14 protein-coding genes and 2 tRNA genes are annotated in these 25,641 nt (G+C 48.0%); 5 read left to right on the top strand and 11 right to left on the bottom strand.

Annotated elements, in window-relative coordinates:
- Nucleotides 1-3: 3 nt before the first annotated feature.
- From ACTJIK_RS13570 to ACTJIK_RS13555, 4 genes are all read right to left on the bottom strand, one after another.
- A complete protein-coding gene (locus ACTJIK_RS13570) occupies nt 4-639 on the bottom strand; it encodes a carbonic anhydrase (RefSeq protein WP_440646905.1) in 636 nt (211 codons plus the stop codon).
- 17 nt (nt 640-656) lie between these two features.
- The gene (locus ACTJIK_RS13565; RefSeq protein ID WP_440646903.1) at nt 657-1,436 is read right to left on the bottom strand and encodes an enoyl-CoA hydratase-related protein; all 780 of its coding nucleotides are present in this window, start codon (nt 1,434-1,436) and stop codon (nt 657-659) included.
- 19 nt (nt 1,437-1,455) lie between these two features.
- Nucleotides 1,456-2,463 (bottom strand): DUF3667 domain-containing protein, encoded by a 1,008-nt coding sequence (locus tag ACTJIK_RS13560; protein WP_440646901.1) that lies wholly within the window; start codon nt 2,461-2,463, stop codon nt 1,456-1,458.
- Between the two features lie 74 nt (nt 2,464-2,537).
- A complete protein-coding gene (locus ACTJIK_RS13555; RefSeq protein WP_440646899.1) occupies nt 2,538-3,542 on the bottom strand; it encodes a DUF3667 domain-containing protein in 1,005 nt (334 codons plus the stop codon).
- Nucleotides 3,543-3,655: 113 nt separating this feature from the next.
- On the opposite strand from ACTJIK_RS13555, the gene ACTJIK_RS13550 reads away from it, so the two are divergent.
- From ACTJIK_RS13550 to ACTJIK_RS13540, 3 genes are all read left to right on the top strand, one after another.
- On the top strand, nt 3,656-4,486 hold the full coding sequence (locus ACTJIK_RS13550) for a hypothetical protein (protein ID WP_440646897.1): 831 nt from the start codon (nt 3,656-3,658) through the stop codon (nt 4,484-4,486).
- 76 nt (nt 4,487-4,562) lie between these two features.
- Nucleotides 4,563-4,638: transfer RNA gene (locus tag ACTJIK_RS13545), tRNA-Gly, on the top strand.
- Between the two features lie 84 nt (nt 4,639-4,722).
- A tRNA-Leu gene (locus ACTJIK_RS13540) sits at nt 4,723-4,808 on the top strand.
- Nucleotides 4,809-4,959: 151 nt separating this feature from the next.
- On the opposite strand, the gene ACTJIK_RS13535 is transcribed toward ACTJIK_RS13540, so the two are convergent.
- Nucleotides 4,960-5,739 (bottom strand): hypothetical protein, encoded by a 780-nt coding sequence (locus tag ACTJIK_RS13535; RefSeq protein WP_440646895.1) that lies wholly within the window; start codon nt 5,737-5,739, stop codon nt 4,960-4,962.
- A 151-nt stretch (nt 5,740-5,890) separates the two neighbouring features.
- On the opposite strand from ACTJIK_RS13535, the gene ACTJIK_RS13530 reads away from it, so the two are divergent.
- Complete coding sequence (locus tag ACTJIK_RS13530; protein WP_440646893.1) at nt 5,891-7,369, top strand: RES family NAD+ phosphorylase; 1,479 nt, start codon at nt 5,891-5,893, stop codon at nt 7,367-7,369.
- 603 nt (nt 7,370-7,972) lie between these two features.
- Entirely contained in the window at nt 7,973-13,573 is a 5,601-nt protein-coding gene (locus ACTJIK_RS13525; protein WP_440646892.1) for a hypothetical protein, read from the top strand.
- Between the two features lie 339 nt (nt 13,574-13,912).
- On the opposite strand, the gene ACTJIK_RS13520 is transcribed toward ACTJIK_RS13525, so the two are convergent.
- The 6 genes from ACTJIK_RS13520 to ACTJIK_RS13495 all read right to left on the bottom strand — a co-directional run bounded on the left by ACTJIK_RS13520 (nt 13,913) and on the right by ACTJIK_RS13495 (nt 25,589).
- On the bottom strand, nt 13,913-15,247 hold the full coding sequence (locus tag ACTJIK_RS13520; protein WP_440646891.1) for a tyrosine-type recombinase/integrase: 1,335 nt from the start codon (nt 15,245-15,247) through the stop codon (nt 13,913-13,915).
- Between the two features lie 527 nt (nt 15,248-15,774).
- Nucleotides 15,775-16,560 carry an FRG domain-containing protein gene (locus tag ACTJIK_RS13515; RefSeq protein WP_440646890.1) on the bottom strand — a complete coding sequence of 262 codons (786 nt, stop codon included), beginning with the start codon at nt 16,558-16,560 and terminating at the stop codon, nt 15,775-15,777.
- 92 nt (nt 16,561-16,652) lie between these two features.
- On the bottom strand, nt 16,653-17,207 hold the full coding sequence (locus tag ACTJIK_RS13510) for a hypothetical protein (RefSeq protein WP_440646889.1): 555 nt from the start codon (nt 17,205-17,207) through the stop codon (nt 16,653-16,655).
- 306 nt (nt 17,208-17,513) lie between these two features.
- Nucleotides 17,514-17,786, bottom strand: a complete 273-nt coding sequence (locus tag ACTJIK_RS13505) for a DUF7710 domain-containing protein (protein ID WP_440646888.1) — start codon at nt 17,784-17,786, stop codon at nt 17,514-17,516.
- 1 nt (nt 17,787) lies between these two features.
- Nucleotides 17,788-22,254, bottom strand: a complete 4,467-nt coding sequence (locus tag ACTJIK_RS13500) for a DUF6443 domain-containing protein (RefSeq protein WP_440646887.1) — start codon at nt 22,252-22,254, stop codon at nt 17,788-17,790.
- A 68-nt stretch (nt 22,255-22,322) separates the two neighbouring features.
- Nucleotides 22,323-25,589 carry a hypothetical protein gene (locus ACTJIK_RS13495; protein ID WP_440646886.1) on the bottom strand — a complete coding sequence of 1,089 codons (3,267 nt, stop codon included), beginning with the start codon at nt 25,587-25,589 and terminating at the stop codon, nt 22,323-22,325.
- Nucleotides 25,590-25,641: the final 52 nt, after the last annotated feature.

Genomic DNA, 25,641 nt, shown 5'->3' with positions numbered 1-25,641 from the left:
GGGTCAGGGTTTGAGATCAAATTCGTAGATGGGGTCCTGCGGGGTGCAGGGCGGCATATGATACACCGGGTTGATGAGCCCGTCTTTCAGGCCATACACCCATCCATGCAGATGCGGGCGTTTTTCCCTGTACCAGGCTTCCTGTATGGTGATGGTTTTGGCCAGGTTGTTCACCTGTTCCCTCACGTTCAGCTCTATCAGCCGGTCCACCTGCTGGTCGTGGGTTTCCAGCGCGTCGATCTCTCCTTTATGCAGGCGGTATACGTCTTTGATGTGCTTAAGCCAGGGGTTGATGATACCCAGGTTGGTTTGCGTCATGGCCGCCTTTACGCCACCGCAGCCGTAGTGGCCTACTACGAGGATGTGTTCCACGCCCAGTACTTTCACGGCGTACTCCAGCACGGTGAGCAGGTTCATGTCCGTATGGATCACCATATTGGCCACGTTGCGGTGCACGAATATTTCGCCGGGCTGTGTGTTGGTGATCTCGTTGGCCGGCACCCGGCTGTCTGAACACCCGATCCAGAGGAACTTCGGGGCCTGCTGGTCCTGCAGGCGTTTGAAAAAATCCTTGTCCCGCGCCACCTGCTGGGCGGCCCATATCTTGTTGTTTTCGAGCAGTTGTTCAAATGGGTTCATTACGCAGCGTTTATCAGTTATTTGCCTTTAAATACCGGCTCTCTTTTTTCGATGAAGGCGTTCATGCCTTCTTTCTGGTCATCGGAAGCAAAGAGCAGGTAAAAATTCTTTCTTTCAAAATGCAGCCCTTCGTCCAGCGTACTGTCAAAGGCGCGGAGCACGGACTCCTTTGCCATTTTCACCGCCAGCGGGCTTTGTCTGGCCACTTCGGCGGCCAGGCGGAAAGCCTCTTCCAGGTATAGCTCTACGGGTGCAATGCGGTTGATCAGTCCTGCGTGGAGCGCTTCTTCCGCGGAGATGAACTTTCCGGTGAGCACCATTTCCATGGCGAGGGCTTTGCCTACTGCCCTGGTGAGCCGCTGTGTGCCTCCCGCGCCGGGCATTACGCCTATTTTTATTTCCGGCTGCCCGAACTTTGCCGTTTCCGCCGCCACTATCATATCGCAGAGCATGGCCAGCTCGCAGCCTCCGCCCAGTGCAAAGCCGCTAACTGCGGCTATAAGGGGCTTTTTGATCTTTTTGATCGCATCCCAGGTGGCAAACTGGTCGATATTATACATATCCATGGCCGTTAGCCCCGCCATCTGCCGGATGTCTGCCCCCGCGGCAAAAGCTTTTTCGTTCCCGCTGATCACGATCGCGCGTACCTGTTCGTCCTCATCCAGCTGCCTGAGCGCATCCCGCAATTCCTGCATCAGCTGGAGGTTGAGGGCATTCAGTTCTTTCGGCCGGTTGAGCTGTATATGCGCAACAAAAGGGCGCACCTGCGGTTGTACGATAATGAATCCGGGGGTCATGGTGTATGATATTTGGTGATTATGCTATCGCGAAAATAAGCAATAGGAATAATAATACGACGATCAAAGTGCCCAGCGCGTAACACAGCAGGATGAGCACGGAATCGAAGAGCGCCCTGGCCAGTGTGATGGCGTACGTATTGCGCAACGCGAAAACGAAGTAAATGTAGACCGGTATCATGAACCAGAGATATACATCGTCCGTATGCAGCAACAGCTGGAGCAGTACCGCGATAATGCCCGCCATAAAGATAAAGGTGTGCATGTGTATCGCAAAAATGGCGTGGTCCGCGTAATAATAACTTTTCCGGAAGAAGAACCATTTGAGCAGCAACGCGAAGAACGGCAGCAGCAGGAACATGAGCTTGGGATAGTTGTGGGCCATTTTGTCGCGGATCACATCCTGCACGTATTCGCCGTATTTGTCCTGCATTTCGTAATAACGGTGCAGGAAGTTGCGGAGGATAAAGCCGTGTTTTTCGCTGTCCGGAACGGCCGCCTGCAGGGAATCGTAGATGTGCGTGGCGCGGCCGGTAGTGTCGTACGACAGGTCCCGCATGGTTTTCATCACCGCGATGGCCGTTTTGGTTTTCTCGACCTCGTCCGGCGCTACTTTCCCGCTGTCCAGCGCCTGCTGGAGCCTCGTGCCGGTAGTGTCAAACACCATCCGGCTGGTTGGCCCCCTGCGGTGGCGCTCGTAAGGATTGTGGTCTTCCTGCGTGAAGCTGAGCATCAGGAAAAACACAAAGGAAGTGAACACATACAGCCTGATAGGATTCACATAATCCATCCGGTGGCCCTGGAGGTATTTTTTGGTAAGCAGGCCGGGGTAAAAGAAAAGATATTTGAGCGTGAGGAGGAGCTTGGAATCGTAGTGCGTGATATCCTGGAAAAAGTGGCTCACCAGGTGCCCGAACGATTCTTTTGTTTCCACGTTTTCCTGCCCGCAGTGGCCGCAGAAACGGTCCGGCACTTCATGTCCGCAGTTAAGGCAGGTTTTGTCTTTTCTGATATGTTGTGTTTTCAAAGCTGGTTTGCAGGTTTAGGACGGCTAAGATATAGATTTATGGACTATTCTGCCGCCGCGCATAATGATTTCGATCACGTGATAGCGAAAATAAACAAAATGAAGCCCAGGCCCACCACCGCGGTTCCCAGGGCGTAGACCGCCACGATGGCGGCGGACTTCAGCAGCGCGGTGTCCAACCTCACCTGGTAAGCGTTCCGCACGGCGAACACTACATACAGGAACACCGGGATCACCATCCAGCCGTAGAGCGCGTCGGAATCCAGCAGGGTATTGACCAGCATGCCTGCGATGCCGAACATAAAAATGAATGTATGGATGTGGATGGAAAAGACGGCATGGTCCGCATACACCCAGGATTTTCTCGGGAAGAACCACTTCAGCAACAGGGCGAAGAACGGCAGCAGGAGGAACATAAGCTTGGGGTAATGGTGAACGAGCTTTTCTTCCAGGGCTTCTCCCATGTTGCCGCCATATTTATCGCGCATCTCCAGCGTGCGGGTTTGAATTTTCCGCTCCAGCCAATCCTCGCGCATATGCGGCGGCAGCGACTCCTGGAGGGAATCGTACAGTTCCGCGGAGTTGCGGATGGAATCAGCGCCCATGATCATGAGCACCTCCGCCCTGTTGCGCATGGAAGCGGTATCAGCAGGCCGCACCAGGCCCCTGCGGAGGGAATCCCGCAAGGTCAGGGCCTCTATGACCATCGACTCCCTTTCCTTTATCTCCCGGACGCTGGCCTCCCGGTCGTACGGGTTCTCATGCGCGCCCGTGATGCCCATCATCAGGAAAAATACGAAGGAGGTGAACACGTAGAGGCGGATGGGATTGACGTAGGACATCCGCCTGCCGCTGATGTACTCCTTTGTGAGAAGCCCCGGGTAAAAGAACAGGAATTTGAGGGTAGTGAGAAATTTGGAATCGTAATGCGTAATATCCTGGAAAAAGTGGCTCGCCAGGTGGCCGAAGGATTCTTTTGTTTCCACGTTTTCCTGTCCGCAATTGCTGCAAAAGCGGCCGGTTACTTCGTGCCCGCAGTTAAGGCAGGTATTGTCTTTCCTGAGATGCTGTGTTTTCAAGGCGGGTTGATAGGTTTAGGACAGTTAAATATAAAGATTTATGAATTATTCTCATGCATATACGTTTTAAATTGCCCCGAACGTTAGTACTTTTGCGAACATTGAAGCCAAACATGCGAATACTGACTGTCATATTCCTCCTGCTGGCCCTGGGCGATACTGCCCGGGCGCAGTATTATTACCAGGACATTTACAATACTAACCAAACAGCGGCCACCATGGCCCTGTTCAAGGAAAACAAGGTGAGCTTTCAGCACGTAAAAACGCTGGATGCCAACCAGGAAACGGACAACGATTTTGTGTGCGTAAGGGGTACCAATCCCACGTTCAGGCAGCTGCGGGCCGTTACGCAAAGCAGTGTGAGCGGGCGTTCCGTGCTTACTTCCACCTTTTCCGCTTCCGGGCGGCTCACCCGCACGGTGGACAGTACAGACAACAGTATCAGCACCACGCAGTACCAGTATACGCCGGAGGGCCGGCTGGCCGAGATCCAGGCGGGTTCCAGGGGGCGGGAAGACAAGTTCCGCACCTCGGAGCGCCGCCGTTTTGTGTACGACAGCACGGGCAGGCTGTTGCAGCTGATCGTCAAAAAAGGGGGGCTTGACTCCACCATCGTGATATTCAAGACGGACAGCAGCGGCCGCGTGACCGAAGAGGCCGCCCCGGGCCGCCAGCGCGTGTATTACAACTACGACGCGCAGGGCCGGCTGACGGACGTGCTGCGGTACCATCCCAGCCGGAAACGGATGCTGCCTGACTATAATTTTGAGTACGGCGCAGGCGGCCGGCTGGCGCAGATGACCGTGGTGAATATCGAGACGGGGGATTACCTGGTCTGGAAGTACAGCTATGATGCGAAAGGACTGCCGGAACGGGAAGAGTGCTATGGTAAAGGGAAAGAGCTGCTGGGAATGGTGCGTTACACGTATGAATTTTTTCAATAGGTTAAAAAATACTTTGCAGATTGTAAACAATTCTTATCTTTGCAATCCCAACAGAAAAAAGTTCTTATACAGATATGCGGAAGTAGCTCATTTGGTAGAGCACGACCTTGCCAAGGTCGGGGTGGCCGGTTCGAGCCCGGTCTTCCGCTCCATAATAAAGGTTCCAAACTGTCGCAAGCGGTTTGGAATTTTTGTTTTAAGTTCTTTGTGAATGGACTACATTTACAAGGCAGGATACCCGGGTGGTGGAATTGGTAGACACGCCGGACTTAAAATCCTGTGAGCTGCAAGGCTCGTACGGGTTCGACTCCCGTCCCGGGTACTGGTTTTCAATCAGTTATAGAGGCTTCCGTAAGGGAGCCTTTATTGTTTTCAGGAGAATTTCAAACAATTTTCAAGCAAATACTTTTTGTTTGAATTGTGCCGGATGTAAAGAACTTGGTTTTATTAAAGTTAACTGATTTTCTCTGAATTTAACGCTCAAGAATATCCTTGACATAATGCAGTAATGAAATTGCTTTCATAGAGTTGAGTTCCGTTCCGTAATCGCTGCTTTCGCCATGTAATACACTATGCCTGGTGAAAGATAAATTGTTCGGTAAGGATTCATGAAGCTGGAAGGCACCGTTGCAAAGCAGTCCGGCTGCCATGGTTCGATGAAATCCTTCGCACATTTCCACCATTGCCCAACGTTTCACTTTTGGTTCATGCCCTCTCTCCTTCCCTTCTTTGCTAAAGAAAAGGAACTGCGTATGCTGTTTGCAGATTCCATCTGTTTGAGCGAAAAAAACTGGTATTGACAAGTAATATTGTCCTTTTTCGTGGGCCTCAAATGCCGCTTCCAAGGGTTGCCGGCGATCAGGATATGCTTTAACTAAGCTTTCTTTAAAAGCTTTGTAATCCTCCTGCAAAACCTTGCACATGAATACGTTCAGCTCTTGAATTTTCTTTTCCTCTAACAGCTGCTTCATTTTCTTCATTTCACCCATTGAAAAGCTCAGGTTAATATACCAGCCGAAGGAGGCCAACTCAATCAAGGCACTGGACATCGCTTCTTCACTCAAACCCACAATACCGGATGCAGAATTGGCCACTCGAGAATACACCCGGGCGAACAGAATAATCTGCTGTTGTACTTGCTCAAATGCCTTCATTTGTTTATTTACCATGAAGGATTTCTGTATGGCTCTCTCCGCCGCTTGTATAGCAGAGGTTGCATTAATTAAATTCTCCAGGTTCCTTTTGTTCTCCATCCTGTGCACGATTAATTAGAATTTGTAATCAATTGCCTTTGGGGTTTTCAAGATCATCAGCCTTTCATATTGTCAAATATACAAATGAATGGAATCCAACAGGGCTAACTAATTGTAACTTGAGTGTAAACATGCCAAATATTTAAGCAGTATGAATTCATACAGGCTCAAAAAAGCTATATTAGCGCATACAAGCCCTGCTATGGAAGAAAATTATATCTGCGCAGACTGCGTCGGCGAACCATACCTCCGGACAAAAATACTTGAAAACGGCAGCCGGAAACTTTGTTGGCATTGTGAAAAGGAAGGTCCAGGCATGCACTTAAACTGGCTGGCAGATACTGTCTATACCGCTTTCGAGACACATTACGTAACGGCTTTGCCAGTATCAGTAGAATATCAACGACTAGCTGACATGTTAGAATTGAATTATCCTTACTCACCAAAACATGTTAGAAAAGCAATAGCTGATATTGCCATTGTCAGCGAGATCATCGCGGAAAAAATACGCGCACAAATGGCCGCCAAGCCATTTGAAACTGGTGATTATAAAAGTGAAACTACTCCACCTTATAATCCCAACTCTTGGTACAGTTTCAGTCCACCAAGCCATGCATACTACGATGGATGGAATGAATTTGAAAGTGAATTAAAATCAAAGGCTCGATATTTCAACCAAAAAGCATTAGATTTTCTAAATGACATATTTGGCGATATTACTGAACTTGAAGTAGAAGGAGCAGATAAAATCATTGAAAGCGCTGGCCCAGGATGTCGGATTGACTCACTCTTTCGGGCAAGGGTCTTTCAAAAATGGGATGGAGTAGCACTTGCACTAATTTCGCCAGATGAGCAGCTTGGCCGGCCGGCCTCAAACGTTGCTGGGAGTGGCCGAATGAATGCTAAAGGTATTCCTGTTTTCTATGGAGCTTTGGAGGAAGAAACTGCGATCGCAGAAGTCCGGCCACCTGTAGGTAGTAACGTCGTTATTGCAAAGTTCAAAATCATTAAACCGCTAAAATTATTAAATCTTCCCGCGCTTGCATCTATTAAAAATAATGTAAGCATATTTGACCCCATTTTTGCTAAAAAGTATGCCAAAAGCATGTTTTTATACTCGTTGAGTGACACAATTAGCAGGCCTGTTATGCCTGATGACGCTGAATCCGAGTATCTCGCCACTCAATATATCGCAGAGTATTTAGCATCACGAAGTGAACTTGATGTAAATGGGATAATATTTCCTAGTGCCCAAATAAAAGGCGGCAATAAAATGAACGTGGTGCTATTTAATAAATCCTCAAAAGTAGAAGAGCTGCCTAAGTTTAAGGAGGGTAGTATTAAAGTTCGAGCCGTTGATAACTTTGATGACTATACACTTGAATGGCTAAATGCTGATATTGGCCTGGGCGATGAGATTGCATTCATCTTGGAAGACCCATTTGAGTTTGGTGAAACGCCTATCGATCATTTTGATGAGGATTATAGGAACAACAGCTTATTCGAGATATCGGAAGATGTCGAACCATCGCTATCCATTGATAAAAAAACGATTCAGATATTTCAAATAAATTCGGTTGAATATACGGTATTACCCAAAGGCATATTGTGGAAGAATTCAACAAAATAAAAAAGTAGCATATTCGAATCGCATCAAAAATACATTCTATCCTATGCGCGAAACTTCACCCGTGGATACATTTAATTCAAACGCAATATCTGGAAGGAAATCTTTCGGCGAACAATTGAATATCAGCGCAAACTTATTAAGGTGCTGCACATTATACCGCTTACTGTACTTCGGACTCTCCGCCTGCCCCACAAACCCGTTTGATTTACGAAATTCACACTTGCCGTCAATTTCTTCTTCGAGCAGGAGAAATAGTTCCATTGAATAGTATGAAATTTCATTACAGAGCAATACTCCAGTCATTGGGAAGTAATGGGGTTCATTCAGAAGTGGATCATTTGGCATTACTACCGGTGCGGTGGAATAAAAAAGTCCTCGCGAAATGCCAGCCAGACAAAACCAATCACCGTCAGGCTGTTGTATTGGTTAAGAAAACAATTAACAATCCCTAACACGAAATGGCCCCCTACCCGCCTTTCTATTCCGCCTGCGATTACTTAATTTTGTGAGGTAAACGGAGGCCAAGCCAACGATTTCCTATACCTCAGAATAATACATATGAGTTTTTTTTACAATTTCCGTATTTCAGTATGGTTGCTCGGAATGTTTTGTTTTTTAATCCCCGCCCAGGCACAGGTCAGACAGCTGTACCTTGATCAGGATGCAGACCTCCGTATTCAAAAGATTGACTTCTTCTCTCCATCTACCGGTTATCTTGCCACCAATAAATGGGTAGGCTATACGGCAGACAGTGGCAAGACCTATATCAAAAAATATATAACCGCCGGTAACGTCAACTACGGATTTTATACAGTGAACCTTACTTTTGGGTTTAATATCCGCGGGGTGAAGGCTTTCAGTAAAGATACCCTGCTGATATATGGTGATTACGGGCTGGAACCTGCTATCCTTTATTCCACGGACGGCGGAGATCAATATAAACTCGTTCATCATGGCGACCGGGTATACACGCCGCTGCCGGAAAGCAAAGGGGTGCAGGACATGTGTTTTCTGCCGGACAGGATTACCGGCTACGCCGTTTCGCCGGATGGGCTGCTGAAAACGAACAATGGCGGCCTTAGCTGGTGGCTTACTTACCAAATAAGCAATTCCGGGCTTGATCATATCCAGCTTATAGATGCCACACACATCGTGGCTTATAAGGAATCCGCCGCCGGCCTGTATTTTGTTACAGATAAAGCTTCGGATTATGTCTGGAAGCTGGGACCGGTATATGGCGGGCCAAACACCGGTGTGCATTTCTTCTCACCGCAAAAAGGATTTGTGCAGGCCAATGGCCCATCTGGCTCCCAGTCGTTTTTTACCGAAGATGGCGGCGACACCTGGCGTGCATTATCCGCCCCCCGTTACCCCTCCGTATCTGTAAAGGATGTTAGGTTTATAGACGCCGGTACGGCTATCGCCCTGTCTTCCGACCCTTATACCCTCTACAAGACCACGGATTCCGGCAAAGTATGGGAGCCTCTTCCAAGGAGCGGAGGATTTACGTACGCCAACTATACACACAACGACCTTCAGGTGTTCCCTTCAGGTTATATACTGGCAGGCGGCGATCACGGACTGCTGGAGCAGGCATATAATGGCGGCGGTATGCCGGAGCCTCGCGCATTTTTTACTGTGGATACCAGCGGTTATGATATTGACAACACGGTGGACCTGGTGAATGCATCGTCTCCGACACACAAGCTCAGCTGGATGCTCAACGGCAGGGAGATAGCCACTTCCTATAATGCCCGCTACCAGCGGGGCAGCACCAAACAACTGACAGATACGGTTACACTGATCGTAACCAACGGGATAAAATCAGATACAGTTACACAATACGTCCATTTCACCCCCCTGCTTGAAATTTATTCCGCCTGGCCTATGGAAGGTACCAAAGGTACCGAGGTAATCCTCAAAGGGCTTAACATCGGTATTGGTGTGAAGGCGGTATATTTTGGCGGCGTGCGCTCCGGCACCTGGGTGAACTATAACGCTTCTGAAATACGCGCCAGGGTAGAAGACGGAGCTTCGGGCAACATTACCCTGGTCACCGAGAATGGAAAAGGCCAGGTTCCCGGATTTGTGTACCTGGAGAAACCGGAAGAAGTGCCGGCCATCCTTCTGACGCCTCTGCGCTGCAAAACTGGGCCGGTAAGCCTCACCATCCAGCGGTCCGTAACTGGGATCGTCTACGAGCTGGTGGACAGCCTGGGCAATGTATTTGGCAGGGCTTCGGGGCAGGGCGGCGATCTTACTTTCACAAGCTGGCCCATATCGCGGAGCGGTACGTACCGTATCAGGGCGTCCATACCCAATGCCCCACACGTATCAAAAACCTTCGGTGAGCTAATGATCACTGTAGAACAGACTACCGCGGCCTTCCAGGCAAACATGCTGAATATCGCACCGGGCGAACCGGTGAAATTTAACAGCCTTTCACGGGATGCCGCGCAGTTGCAGTGGCATTTCAACGAAGATGCCAGCATTACCGGCAGCGACGAACGTTATCCGCCAGCCGTATCATATGCCAGCCCGGGCATGAAAACCGTAACACTCACCGCTATCAGCCGCAATGGCTGCCGGGACACCATTACGATGACCGCCGTCAATATTTATGATAAGAACTCCATCCCCGATATATGTTATATCACGCAGCCTTCTGCTGACGGCAATGTAACCACAAAGGATATGGCCACCGCACCCGATGGCGGCTTCCTGGTAGCGGCTGAGCTCACCGGCCGTACCACACTGGGCAGCCGCTACGGCGTAACCGTTAAACTGCCGGAAGGAGCCACTTCCTACAGCGGCAAATACAGCGGTGAAAGCGTGCTGAAATGGTATGTATACATGAAAGGCGGCCGCATTACCGCTACACAAACGGACAAAGACGGGAATATTTACCTCGGAGGCGCTTTTGACGAATTGAAATATATGTACTTCATGAACGGCGATTCCGTTATGCTGCGGACCGCCATATACGGGGATATATGGGGCTCTTACAGTTTTATCATGAAGCTCGACCCATACGGGAAATATCTATGGCACACCGTGCTGCACGACCAGACCAGTTCACGGCATGCTCCGCATCCGAAGAAACTGGCCATCAACGGCGAAAACGTTTTCCTGACAGGTACATTCAACGGGGGCTTGTTATATTTTAATTACAAAGAATCCCACTGGCATGAGCTATTTAACTACCCGGCGTACGGCTATTATAACCAGGAAACCGGGACATACATCCTGAAACTTAACCGCGAAGGTGATCTTCAATGGAGCGCCCACATTAAGTTCCATGACGGCAACAACATCTGCAGGCTGGAAGATATCATTTCGGACCCATCCGGCAACACCTTCCTTGGAGGCCAGTATGAATACGGGATGGAGATCTACAATGCCGGGCGCGAAATGTACAAATCTTTCAAACAGTCATACCCTGGCAATTCCACCGGCTTTTTCCTGAAGTTTAACAGCTACGGTAAAGCAGAATGGCTGAACACCTTCAACGACAGCTCATTCGCCAGCGGTTCCAGAATAAAGAGCGTAGCAGCAGACGCTGACTGGAAATATTTTTATCTCGCGGGAAGCACCGAGGCCAGCAATTACAAAGCTGTCATTCCCCACTTCATCACCCACAGCGACGGCAGCACCATTGAAGTCAGGGACAGCACCCAGGGATTTGCCGTATATAAGTTTGACGACAGAGGCAAATACCGCTGGCACAACGCCAGTTATGCCACCTATTATGCCTCTGGTGGAACCGTAGTGTTCAGAAACCAGGAACTGTTCGTAACCGGCTTCCTTTCGCTGAACGGAATTGATGATACGACATTCAGGTTTACCTCCCGCGACGGGAACCGAAAAGAAGTACGCCTGATGAATTCGGAGTTTTTTGTAGCCCGTTACGACACCGCCGGCGTATTAAAAAAGATCAGGAGGAGCGGCAGGAGTATGGACCTTGGGCACGTGCCGGATCACTTCCTGGATGCAGGGGGAAATAACTTCCTGTTCGGTACCGCCGTGCGCATGTATTACGAAGGGCCCAGCAGTATGTTTAATATGCCGGTGACCAAACCGGGTAATGTGTTCATGAAAACGAACCTTGATTTCTGTCTGGACGAGCAGCCTCCGGTTGCGGACGCGGGTACGGATACAGCCGCCTGCCCCAGTACAACCGTACGTATCGGCACAGCGCAAGCCACACTCGGCTACCGTTATTACTGGACCTCCATCCCCGCGGGATTCGTTTCCCGCGAACCCAACCCACTGGTAAGTCCATCCGGGCACACCATGTACCATCTCACCGTTACTGCAGACAACGGCATCACCGCCAGCGATTCGGTGCTCGTGCGGCTGAAAGGTATGCCATCCCTCGGGCCGGATACCACCATATGCCCTGGAAAGCCGCTCACTATCGGCGTAGTAGACGAAGGCGGGACTTACGAATGGAGTACCAATGGCAGCACCTTTATGACAGGCCCTTCAAAATTATCCATCAATATCCCGGATACAACACAGTATATCTTAAAGGCCACCAACGCCGGAAATTGCACCGGCACCTGGTATGATACCCTGCAGGTAAATGTCAAATCACCCCCGCAGCCATCCGTAACGATTGCCGTCCCAGATACGCTACTTTGCCAGGGACACAACGGCGTCTTCAGGGCTATGCCGGCAAATACAGGCATTCCCGCGAAATATAAATGGATCCGGAACGGCATGCCGACGCCACCGAGAGATGAAACCGACGAATTCTATCATATCTATAATATGACAGATTCCATAGAGCGGGTAAAGGTAAGAATGACCACCACCAATGGATGCGGAGATACGGTAACCGTAGAAAGCAACGAGATCACCCTTCGTTTGATAAAAGAAATAACGCCATCCGTAACAATAGCGGTATCGGATACCGGTGTTTGCCAGGGCGCTAATATCTCATTCAACGCGAACATCAGAAATGAAGGCACTAATACGAGATATGACTGGAAAGTGAACGGTATTTCAAAAACCTGGCTGAGCACCTTCGAAATGCAGGCCCGCAACAATGATATAGTAACCCTTACCGTCACTACACAAGGATATTGCAACACTCTCACGCTCTTCAGCGACACCATCGTGGTAAAGGCGAACGACTTCCAGGCACCTGTTAAAATAACCGTCACAAAAGACAAGATATGTTACGGTACGCCTGTTACTTTTACTGCGGTATCCGAAAGCCCTAGAAGACCGCTGCATTACAAATGGATGCTGGGAGGGAATCAGGTGGGCGAGAACCTGCCGTTCTTCACTACCAGTACACTCAGCCCGGAAAGCGATGTATATGTGATTGTTTCAGACCAGACGCCCTGCGGCCTTAAAGTGTCTCAAAGCAACACGATCCGTGTAGCGGTAGAAGCGTTTTTCCCCGAGGTGCGCCTCTCCGTACAGGACCGGATACTTTGTAAAGGCCAGCCTGCCATATTCAACGCCACCGCCACGGAGGGCGCGCGTTCACCTGTATTTGAATGGAAAAAGAACGGCATCGCCGTGGGAAACAACGAAGCCCAATACACCAACCCCACTCCGGATAACGGTGATGTAGTGACCGTGGAATTCTACGATGCCGCCAGTTGCCATATGGAACGGGCCGCCAGTCAGCCGGTAACCATACAGGTATTGCCGCATACTTCGCCAAAGGTGACCATTTCCGGAAAAACCACGCTGTTCAGCGGAGACGCTACCGTCCTCACGGCCAGCGTAGAGCCCGGAATGGATATATACGGATATGTATGGGAGATCAGCAACGGCGGCGGATGGAATTATTTCCCCAACGAAAACCGCTCCACGTTCTCCTACCGTCCCACGGACCAGGCTTCGGTGATCAGGTGCATGGTGGCCGGTGTAGCCGCATGTCCAGCGAATTATTACAGCAACATACTAGAGTTCACACTGCTGAACGGCGACAATAGCCGCGAAGTACAACTGTATCCCACCCCAGCCAATTCGGAAATCACTCTGAGGATCATCGGCGATGGTTCCTGGATGAACTTTTATATTACAGATATGATCGGCAACAGAATGCTCGAAAAAAATATACAAGGCCTGAGAGGTACTATGACCATCAATATCAGCAGCCTGGCCAACGGGCTATATTCGGGGAATTTTGTGGATGCAGACGGCAAAGTGACAAAAATCAAATTCACCAAATTGAAATTATAAAGGATCGGAATGCCCGGTTATGATTTTAACCGGGCATCCTTTATATACTTCGGAATCACCTCCCGAAAGAGTTCAATCCCCCAAAGATAGGAACAGCGGTTTTGTGCTGCCTACCGGCAGGTTGATCATCATATTGAGCGGACCGTTAGTGTTCGGTCCCGGGAACACACTGTCATTAAGGCTTTATTTTTGTCCAGCGGGATCACTGGGAAATATTAAACCTGCGTCTAGCGCAGGTTTAATATTTTAAGCCGACATGCTTGAGGATTCCTTCCCATCTCAATGTATATGCGGAGTGGCATGCTTTTACAAAAGAAAGTACTCAGAGTTAACGAAAGATCATCTCTTAAATTCTGTAAGCTTCCCCGCGTTGGCCTTTACTACACCATTTTCAAAACTTCCCAGGTAGTTTTCCGTTGTCCGTATATCTGTATGCCCAAGTGCTTCCTGAATATATTCCGTACTTACATTCGCTCTTTTCAAAAGCGTAGAAAAGCTATGTCGGGTAACAATCGTTGAAAGTTTTAGCTCAAAGCCAAGTTCCTTGCCAATTTTCTTCATCCATGAATTGATAAACTGTGTTGCACGCGGAACTGCACGGTATTCTTCCAGCGGGGAAAGGCCTGGCCGAAGAATGGGAAATATGTAATTTTCTTTATCCCGGTCCGGGTTACCCCATCTGTCTATAATGCGCTGCATATCTTCATTGATAAAAACAGTAATGGATTTCGCGTTCTCCCGCGCCGTCAGCTCAGTTTTGGCCCGGTCAAATTTCAAAAACTCCTCTTCAATATTCTTATACTTCAGCTGGGCCAGATCTTTTACGTTCATGCCATTTCCAAAATAGCAGAAGAACCAGAGACCAATGGCGTACTCTTCACTTTCACAGGGGGGCTGATAGTAATATAGCCGCCCGATATCCTGCAAGCTCAAAGCCTTATTCGTTTTCCGGGAAGACGGCATCTGGTACTTTCGCCTGCCAAAGGGATAACTATGCTGCTTATTGATAATTCCCAGGTGGTCCGCCTCATTAAATACACATCGCAGGTTACGCAACGTCATACCCACAGTGGTTTTTGACCTACCTGCCTTCAGCAGGTTGTCTTCATACCTACGCAACCAGCTAACCGTAATATCTTTGAACCGGGCGTTTCCACCGAACTTAAATAATGAATTATAGCTTTCCCGGTACTTGAATGCACTGCCCAGCCGGTTTTCGCTGATCAGCTGCCTGATGATGCAACAGAAAACCCCGGAAATCGTACCGGGTTCGTTGTGATCTTGCAATAAAATGGGGAATTTGGCGTAATACGGGGTAAAATCAAACTCCGAAGGCGGCGCCGTGGGTACGTCGGGCATGCTGGCCTTGCGTTGTTTGAACAGTGGGTTATCTTCTACCAGATCACGGTGGAATTCAAAATATGAAAATGGGTTCAGCCGCTTGATAATGGCATCCGCCGAGGCTTGTATTGTTTTTAAGTCTTCCCTTATCCTTTGAAGATAAGCTGAGACATTCGGCGCTTTCAATTTCTGAAAGTCTTCCGGAGTTAGATTGTGAATAGTGGCGTATTCTTTGGATTTCCGCAAATGAATAACCCGGAGCTTCACGGGGCATGTGCTTTTCTTGTCTTTGCCCGCCCTGGTGTCAATGAAGATGTTTGCTGTAGTTGCCATTGTTTGAAATTTTCGTTTTCACATAATCACCTGGCACATTTTCAAACATTTTTCAAGCAAACTGCCTGTTAAGCGTCCTGAAGTGTTACTACAACTAAGATAAGGAAATTACATAACTATTTCCAAATCAATTATTTATAGTTAAATTAAATTCATCCTGATTAAGCTGGATTAAGACTTTTTAATTCTTAAAATCCTGTGAGCTGCAAGGCTCGTACGGGTTCGACTCCCGTCCCGGGTACTGAATACCAAGGCGTTATAAAGGCTTCCATGAGGAGGCCTTTATTGTTTTCAGGAGATTTGCAAACAATTTGCAAACAAAGAGTTTGGTAGATTCCGGCGGTAAGTAAAGAACTTAGTTTTGTAATAAAGTTAACCTTTCCCCTTCAAAATTTAACGCTGAAATTTGCAAGCAATTGTAAAGCCGGAATAATTAATTAACTGGTTTAACTAATGAAAGTATAACTTAATCCTTTCATAAAGCTCGTACCAGGGACTGGGTATATTTCATCGAAACTTCTATCCTGTTATCGCTTCAGATTCTTTACAATAGCTGATATTGCCGGATCCTGCCTATAGTATAAATAATCCATCGAAAGACCATTATTAGTGAGCTGGGCCCTGATGCCCGCTTTAGTGACGGCAGGGATCACAATTTTCACTAAGTACCTGTCGAATCGCGGATTTTCTTCCATAGGAATCAGACTCTCTTCAGGGGACTGCAGTAAAAATCTTCCCATTTGAAGCCAGCGGCGCTGGGCGGCGATCTGTTCACTCTCATCGTCATTCCAATAAAATGCGGGATTAGCGATAATCGGATCCTTACACGCCAAAGGTTCCTGCCTGAAATAATCTGAATCCTTATCGTCCTCGTTATCCCCTTTCAGCACTTCATAGGGCGCCTGATAAACCCACAACTGACCATCATGTGCATCCATTGCCGGGTCGTGCACCGCAAAATACAAGGCCCGATGCCAGTCAAGACTGAAGTCCATGAGCATGGTCGGCACCTCATAGTGTTGCGCCTGCTGGAGAAGTTCCCAGTCAGCCTGATGAAAGCGGGGAGATCTATTGGTCAGCAATCGGCGCTCCAGCCCTGCCGCCTGAATACGTTTTTGAAAGTCATCCATAAGTTCGCGCTGGTGCTGCACTAGTTCTTGCGGGGTAGCCACCTGCCTGGCTAATGTGGGACGAAGCGTCCAGCCACAATCGTCACATGCCTGTCCCCTGAACTGTAAGACAGTGGCAGGATGACGGAGATCATCGATTATTTGGGCAATTTCGTCGTAGCCTGACACAATATATCTTTCCATAGGTATAAAATGTATTGATTTAAAAATAGGGCAATCCAAATTAATTGATATCAATTTGTTGGCGGCCTTAGTGAGGCCTGCCATGCGTCGACTCATATAGTCAGTATAGTAATAATATCGCCTATCAGGGCCGGACAGAAAAAAAGATAGAAGATACCATATCCCAGCGTAATGAACCAGAATTTTTGACCATATTCCTTTTTTGAGATTGAGGTCGCCACAAAATTGACAATGAACGGGAAGAAAGGCGCGAACATTATTATTACCATTATTTCTGAGATCAGGTCTGCCCGGGGAGATGGTTTAGGAAAGTCCTGCCAGACAAAATACCCCATCAGTGCCAAACATACTGGTATGACGGTCAGAATCGCCCACTTTAAGCGTAAAGGCTTTTTATCGAGCTTCATGGCGATCCAATAGCCGACAAGCACCATTATCGCATAGTACATTACCCCTACATTACTTTCCAAATAACCCGTAGTCCACGCAGAAGTTTCGGTGTTACCTAATCGTTGCAGTCGGATGTCTGCCAACAAGCGGAAAGATTTGGACAAGATTGGATAAACGCCAAAGAGGAGGACGCCAGCCGACCCTGCGATTTTCAGCCAGACAGGAATTTCATCTTTGGAGGTACGTTGATTTTTCATGGTGTATGATTTTGATGTTGAATATATCTCCTTTCACCGAACTAACGTACGCCGCCTACCCTTGCGAAAATCGGCAAATTGCTTACCCTTAATGTGTAGCAATGTCGACCGCCTATATCTGCCATTGTTGTGTTAAAAAGAAATGGAAAACAATGGTTCCGATCATAAATGCAATTATTGCGAAACCATGGCCTTACCTCTGCGATTATAAGGTACGAAGGGGTGTACGCTTAAAACACAAAGCCCGCGCTGATCACGCGGGTTCTGTATTCTACAGCTTTTTAAACGTATTATCTATTTTTTCATCTATTCTCTGATTCCATTCTCATAATGAAAATGCTCTTGACTACCTGAAGAAAACTTTCCAATAAATGCAGGCTGTTTTTGATCTTCTTTCTTAACAGAAAAAAAACCATTTTGTATAGCCCAATCATAAACACCTATATCAAGTGGATATTTAGTTAATATACCACTAAGCTTATTGGTAAATATCCATTCTTCAGCTTTCTCAATATTCTTGAAAATCCCACTTGAAAAACGACTATTCTCTCCGTTAAAAACCCATACATATTCTAGCATACTATTTCTTTTTATTATTATAATTAAACCATTTCCCAATCTTATCAACGGCCTTTCTAATATCTTTTTTAAAGTCTTGAACAAACTGCTGCTGAGTAGCCGTGAGTTCAGGTGACCCCTCTATTGGCTTTCCATTCTGGCCGATCTTCGTTTCCTTACCTCCGCCTTTGACATGTAAATGCGGCGGGCCGTGATCCCCACTTCTGGTATAATGGTCCGCTCTCACCTTACCGTTATCGGCAACCGTCTTGGGTGGCAAAGTTGGCTCCGTATATTGTCCTCCCGAAGTGTTACCTTCTATATTCTTAATCGGACTAAACAAGTTCTTTACTGAAATAGTGGAAGTAACAGCCCCGTGTATGGCTAGGGGTATCGCCACCGGAGCAGCGGCCCCACCTGTCGTAACAGTAGCGGCGCCTGCAGTTGCCATTTCTCCGGTACCGGTAATTGTTGACGCAGCATCACCTACTTTTTGCCCCCATTGATAGACAGTCGCATTCGCTCCAGTAAGTCCTGTTCGTTCTACGTCAGTCCTTCCAATACCAGCTGAATTGTTTGAGACATACGCATTGATGAAACCTCCAGCCGCAATAAGGAATTGTTCCAAAAATCCCGGCCCGTCTTCTCCCGGTTCATCTCCCAGAAAATCATTAAAGCGAATCGGGTTATCGTAATTTGATGCATACGGGCTCCACATTTCCATACTCTCAATCTTCGGATCAACCTGCCACCATCTACCGATCTGGGGATCAAGTTCTCTGAACAGGGCGTCGTAATCTTCTAATCCTAAATCCCCGATCTTTTCAATACCATTATACTTGTACCGGTTCTCCAACTTTCCCACGGCCTTCGTACTAATTCCCGCCATGGTCAACCCGAACGGATAATAATGCGTTTCCTCCAGCATAGGCCCCGGCAAGCTCAGCACCGTTACATTGTCAAAATACACATCCTGTGGGCTTTCGTTGCTTGTGTATACATATAGGAAGCCGCTCTTCTCCATCACCATCTTATCCTGCGCCAGCGTTTGCAGCTCATCCGGGGTGGCCTCCACCTGTTTCACTCCGCTATTGTCTTCCACCAAGTTAAACTGTTCGTCGAACAACACAAAATTCAGGTAGGCCCTGGGCCGCTGCGGATTGAACGCATCTTTATCCTTTTCCTTCAGCCGTTGGTAGGCATTGTTGAAGTCGTTGTTGAAGGGAGTGCTGTTCACCGCAGCAACTGTGGCACCGTGGCCAGGTTCAGCGATGCCTTGGCCATTACCAAAAGCGCTGATCAGCGCGTTAAGCATATCCTGTGGTACAGCATTCTGGTTCTTTTGCGCCGGGCCGGATTTATAGAATGCCTTCGCACCGATCTGGATCGTATCGCCCGCCATCACTTTTAACACCAGGCTGGGCCCGATCTTCTTATCCGGGTTATTGCCGTTCAGTTTGGCTACGAAGCTGTTCTGCTGTGTGGTGGCCTGTGGGGTCGCATCCTGCGGGTAACCCGCCGGTTTGGCTGTCCTGGTCGCATCGATGTTGGAGAATAGCGCGTTTTCTACCGCCGCGCTCTCTGGCTCCATACTGGCAGTATACATCGAAAAATCAGTCTGTTCCGTCAGCACCACCCGGATATTTCCCAGGTGATCCTTGACAAAGTAATCATACTTGTATTGCAGCGACTGGCCCGACTGGAACACAGTCCGGATGCGGCCTTCCTCGTGACTCAACAGTTGCAGCGTATCTTTTTCATATACCATGCCGCCGCTCATATAATCGGTGGTCGTTACTTTCGAAGGGGTAATTGTATTGTCCGTCACCGTCTTTTTCAGCTTGGTGCCCGCCGCATCGTACTGGTAGGCGATCGTGCCTTTGCCTGTGATGGTGATCGCCTGCGGTAGGTTCAGGTGGTTATAAACAATGCCGGTGATCTCCTTATTCTTATCCGCCGTCAGGTTACCGTTTCCGTCATAACTGTAATCGAAGTCAGTCGTGGGGGCATTCAGGTTGGAGGTGTTGTTGGCTGTGGGTTCTTTGAAGTCGCCCAGCGTGCTGCTGATGTCGTTGACATTGTCCCGTACATAGCGCAAACGGTTGCTATTGGAGTAGTAAGCATAGCTCAGCTGGTCCACCGTGGCGGGGGCGCCAGCCTTCAGGCCCCTTTGGGTCATGGACATAATATTGCCGTTGGCATCGTAGCCCAGGTTACTCACACTGAAGTCTGCCAGGTTCTTTTGCCAGGTGGTCGTGCCAGTGTTTTGCTGGTTGAAGTCCGCAGCTGTCAGCCGGTTGACTTTATCATAGCCAAATCCCATGGCCCGGGCAATGCCATCCCCACCGCTTTTCCATTTGAGGCCACCGATGTTGCCATTGTACTGGTTGGTGGTAAAGCCGTAGTCGTAGCTCATCTCCTGGCCGAACCAATTGCTCGTGCTACCTGCCGTGGTCACATAGGCTTTGTTGATCCCTTTGAGCCAGCCGCGGATGTTGTACTCATAGGCCAATTTCTCCATTTGGGCGGAAGCACTTGTTACGCCCAGCTTCTTTTCCTTTAGCTTGCCTAATTCGTCATATTCCATCGTCGCAACAGTCCGTTCCAGGGCAACATTATCGTTAAGCCGCTTTTTTACCGAGCGCAGGCGACCTGCGGCATCGTACCGGTTCATCGTCAGCACCGTCGTCTGGGGCGTGGCGCCGCTGCGCGGGTTGGTATGGCGCAGGTAACTACTCAGCACCTTACCGTTAAAGTCGTACAGGCTGGTGACGATATCTTTGCCGCCGCCGGTATTATCACTGATGGTCTGGATCGCCCGGCCTTTGTTATCATAATATGTCGTGGTGGTCAACCATTGATCTGTAGTACCTAATACTTTGATGCGTGTACCTGTTACCGAGCCTTGCGTCATCGTACTGGCAGCCGTAACAGTTTCCGGGTACGGATTATTATCCGCCTGGGGTTTGATCAGTTCGGCTGTTTGTAGGCCATGGCTGCCTGTGTAGACATAGTTATCGTAAAAGGTATAGATCAGCGGCTGGTAGCCTGTGATATTGGGCAACGGGTTGCTGACGGTTATCTGGGTTGTGAGACCCTGCAGTACGGGGTCGATCTCGGCCACGAACTCCGCGCCCGTTTCACTTTCAAAACCTTCTTGGAGGACAACACTGTTCGTAGCCTTGTAGCTAGTCAGGCCGGTTTGTCGGTTACCTACTACCAGGTCCGCTGTACCGGGGGCGGTATAGCTCAGCGTTGAGCTGGACGTGACAGCGTTCATCGCTGTTTGCAACTGGTTCCGCGTAGAATTGGAGGGATATAAGGCCGTCATCACCGGCCGGTTCAGCGCATCATAAAAGGTCACCAACCATTCTTTCGTGGGGGATTTGGCCCGTTGCACGGAGTCTTGTGTAAAAACCAGCCGGTCCCGGACATCGTAGACCAGCTGCACCGGCCCGGCGCCGGGGAACTGTTTTTCAATCATCCGCCTGCGTTCGTCATATTGATAGCGGAAGCATAGCTCGCCGGCAATGGCGGCGCTGATCACCCAGCTGCTGTTAATCAGCTCTACGGCCCGCGGCGGGATCACACAGCGCAGATTATTCAGATTGTCATACACGTAATAGGTGCAGAACCAGCCTACATGGGCGCTTCCCGGAGAGGTCGCCAACTGTACTTTTTTGAGGATGATCTGTCCTTCCTTGTCTTTATATTCCATTACCTGGTTGCCCGCCTCATCCTGGGTGACATTTTTGTACAATTGTCCTGCTCCGTATACCCTGCCGGCCGCGCTGGTCGGAATCGTACCGCTAGCGGGCATGTCCCAGATACGCACTGAATCGGTAGTAGTATTGACCAAATATTGCAGGCTTACCGGTTTGTTGCCGCCTTCCAGTGCCCAGCTGTTGCCAGGCGCGTATGTGTTCAGCACCCTGTTTAAAGGAGAGGCTTCGAACGCTGTACGGTTGTAATATATCGTTTCCCCTTGCGCACCCGGGTTCAACGTTGCATTTTGATAAAAGGCTGCCTGGCCGGCAAAAGGTGAGGTCTTGAACAACCCGTCGCTGGTATTGCCCGTTTGTGGTACATAAGGCAGGTATTGCAATTGCTCCCGGCCATACGCGTCATAGACATGCATACTCACCAGGTCTTTGCCGCCTGTGGCCTCTACCGTAATGCCGCCGCTCATCCCCTTAGACACCTGCTGCAGTAGCCTACCCAGTCCGTCAAAATATTGCGTGGTCTGTTTTACTTCTTTTACTGTTCGCGCTGTAGCGGTTACCACTGCAGTGTCAGTTGTCGGCATAGCCGGTTCCCAGGTACGGATATAGTTGACAACGGGATTAGTATAAGGTACCGGCAAGGTTGCAGCAGTAGCACCAGGACGGGCGCTTGTATTCGGGGGGTTCTGAGCGAGAGCATCAGCGCCGATCAACATCATCCAACTACTTGCAGCTAACCAAGCGGCGCGGGTATAGGTATTACACATCTGAAATTATTTATTGAGTTACTCGAGCCCTAATATTGATTGTCGTATTGTTAGAGTTCAGACTGGGATTAGTTTGAAACGACCTCTTTATACTTATATCGCATCACCTTCAGTATCTTCCCATCCCTATCCTTAATTACTTTCAGGCGACCGAACGAGTCATATTCATAAAATTCAGTTACACCGTTGGGAGCAGTAACACTACTGACACCTAAGCCGGAAAGATAGGTAAAAGTAGTTACCATCGCATTAGGCAACCCAACCCGCAGCTTATTAAGCTCGGTTCTTATCTGAGCTTCAGTAGAATTACTATTATTGAGCACAGCTAAATCCAAGAGTTGCACCGCACTGGCAAAATCACTCCCAGCAATCTTTGCTACGGGATAACGTCTATTATATCCCCAGATATAAGCTTCTTTGGCATTGTTTTGTTTATATTGCTCTTGCAAATTCCCGACTTCATCATAATTGGCAAATATCGACTCATCATAAACCGTCGATGTTGTATAATTTCGGTATGCCCCTAATCGAACCTGCTGGCCACTGAACAGTTTAAAAATATATTTGCCGCCGCTGACCATAGTTCGGATTTCACCTGCCTTTGAAAAAACTACTGTTTCGATAGGTTGCAGGTAGTTCTTCAAAAGCAGATTTGTTTTCATTGCCTGCTCCTCACTGCTCAACCCAAAATAAAAATCACTAGTGTTATTAAATACATACCGGTATTCTGTCTCCTTTACTTTTCCATCATTGATGAAGAGTTTCTCCTTTTTAAGGACGGGGCGGTTTTGGGAAATATAATATTCATACTCTGTTCGGTTCTCTATAGTACCTGTAGATGTATAGCTGGTATTCAACACAACCAGGGGCTCGGCAAAGAATGATCCCAAAGTATATACGTTCATGCACATTTCAGTACTCACTCCTGTCCTGTTGAACCTCGCGACCTTAAAAGCGCGTTGTTCTTTGGCATTTATATCACCCAGATGTTCCGGCCCATCCACTGGAAAAAGATTGGGATACAATACCATCTTATAGTTCTGGAGTACACTATCCTGATTATATTGTTTCTCCAGCAACAGCTTTCCCCTTTTCCAGCTTCGATCGTATCTTGGAACAACAGGAGGCGTGGTCTGTGATATCTCGTCCGCTTCATACGTAAATAAATCAAAATCAAAACTGAACTCCCGGTCCGTATAGCCATTGTTTTCCTGAATAGTGCGAACTTCAGGATAATATACGTAAACATTCCCCTCTGAGGAAAGAGGATAACAGGTAGATGATGCCAGACGGGAATAATCGCATCCCTGAGCTTTACGACAGGTACCCTGAAACAGAAATATCGGCGGTGTTATCAACAGACCGCTGGAGAAGCCAGGCATTCCCGGTATTTGATAACTATATTTTGTCACCAGTTTTTTCTGTGAAACTGGATCATAGTCTCTGATCTCTTTTATTCTTATCCCCCCCGCAAGCATGTTCGCTTTATAAAAATCCTCATTGTAGCGAACCAACGTCTCAGAAGGCATTTGTTCTTCCAGCCAGTTACCTTCTGCATATGTGAATACTGTACGAGAATCGCTATAATAAATCTCAAACCGGTAATTTCCGTTTGGAAGTGAAACCGTTCCTATGTCTTCATTCGTAAACACTTTAAAATTCGCTCCCGGATCACTAGGTCCGGTGAACTTTACGATCTTGACGCTAAAGTCCCCCCAAACATCCATCGTTGTAATTGAATAGTTGAAGGTAGCCGCTCCGCTTGTACTATTGACCGAAAAAGAATGCTGATACCTTGGTTCCGAGGAATTCTGACCAGGAAATTCCAATGTTTCAAAAAAATGAGGTACAAAATAATCTGGGTTGGTTGCCAATTGCGTCCAGATGGTTTGCAACGCCTGATTTCCTTCATATATGAACTCTCGATACCCTCCCGTTGGGAAATTGATCTTGTAAAGAGAATTTGCCTTACTGAATATAGAATCTACCCTTCTATCGCCGCCATCAGTGACCTCAATGGTAGTGCCATACCTTGTGTATCTTCCATTAGGTATTGTACTTAAATTACTCGTTTTCCCGTTAAAATATCCCCAATAGTCCATCGCCGTTGAATTTCTGGAGGGCAGATTTACACCTTCATGATACTGGAAAGAATGTACCAAACTATCATCGTTATTACTACCATACTCTGCGATATAATTCAACTTCAGGCGCTTGTGGAAGGGATCGTACAACGGGCCTTCCGGCGCAAATGGGTCGGAAAAATATCCATATGAGAACGCAAACTTCTTCCTCAGTGTATTATTATAATCTTTCACTAGTATGGCATCTATCCGTCGTGCTCCTGGTGAATCCTTTCTACCAGTGGAACTTTGAAACTCGATGATGCCTTTATTCGTAATTATTTTGTGAAGAAATTTCTCTTGTACGGAAGTAGTACTATATGCCACATCGGGCTCAATATCAGACTCCACGCATTGCCCCGCGGCCACCACAAAAACAGGGGTATAGTCTATCGACCTTGAAGTAAACTCAGGGTAACTATTGATATATTCGAAACGGGCGAGGGAAACATCACTCATATCGGTAATTTCCAGCAACTGCCAGCCCGAACAGTAGCTTTTAGTATCAGGAATATTATTGAGGCCGGTTTGATTCATAAAAGAAGTGGTAGAATAATCCCTGGCAGAGTCTGTCGCTGCTTTATTGAGCCCTAAATAATATTTATTCCCTGTTTCATCTTTAATGACCCATCCTCGTATCGTGTTTTTTCTTGCAGGATCAAGATAGATCGGTTGAATGTCCAACGGTTCCTGCTTTACAAGAACAACACTGTCTTTCTCATTAAAATAAAACTTTCCTGAACGACCATTTATATTAAAATAGTAAATGTCGGGCTGTGAATCTATTAGTCCTTCAGCGATATCTGTAGCATCATTAGCCGTAAGAGTCGCAAGCAGCTCCGACAAGTTCCGGGTCGCACCGAGCATCCCTAATGCATCGTCGTCAGCCACACTATTCAGCACCCGAGTTATTGATCCACCGGCATTTAGCGACCAGCCAAGCCCTACCGACCCGGCAATTTCTTCAACCTTAATGCCACCTGTACTATAATTAATGGATACAGGGATCTGGACAGCATTTTCTTCGAGGGTAGCTATCGGCACCTCTACTGGCACAGTGCCTGAAAAAGTCCCAATAGGATGCTCCACTGGCTTAAACAGAGCTGCCGCATCCGGCTTTACCGGATTGACGTGCGGTAATGAGTTCTTATACTGGGAGAATCCATGAACCGCGATGTTTAACAACAAAAATAAGACACTGCTCTTTTTCATATACTGAATAACTTGTTTAGTAAAGGCTTCGTGTGATTCAATTTTCTCGCGA

The sequence above is a fragment of the Chitinophaga sp. 22620 genome (assembly GCF_052044405.1).
In the GTDB taxonomy this organism is placed as follows: Bacteria; Bacteroidota; Bacteroidia; order Chitinophagales; family Chitinophagaceae; genus Chitinophaga.
The sequence above is the reverse complement of the archived record's forward strand: the minus strand, read 5'-3'. Positions and strand labels throughout refer to the sequence as shown.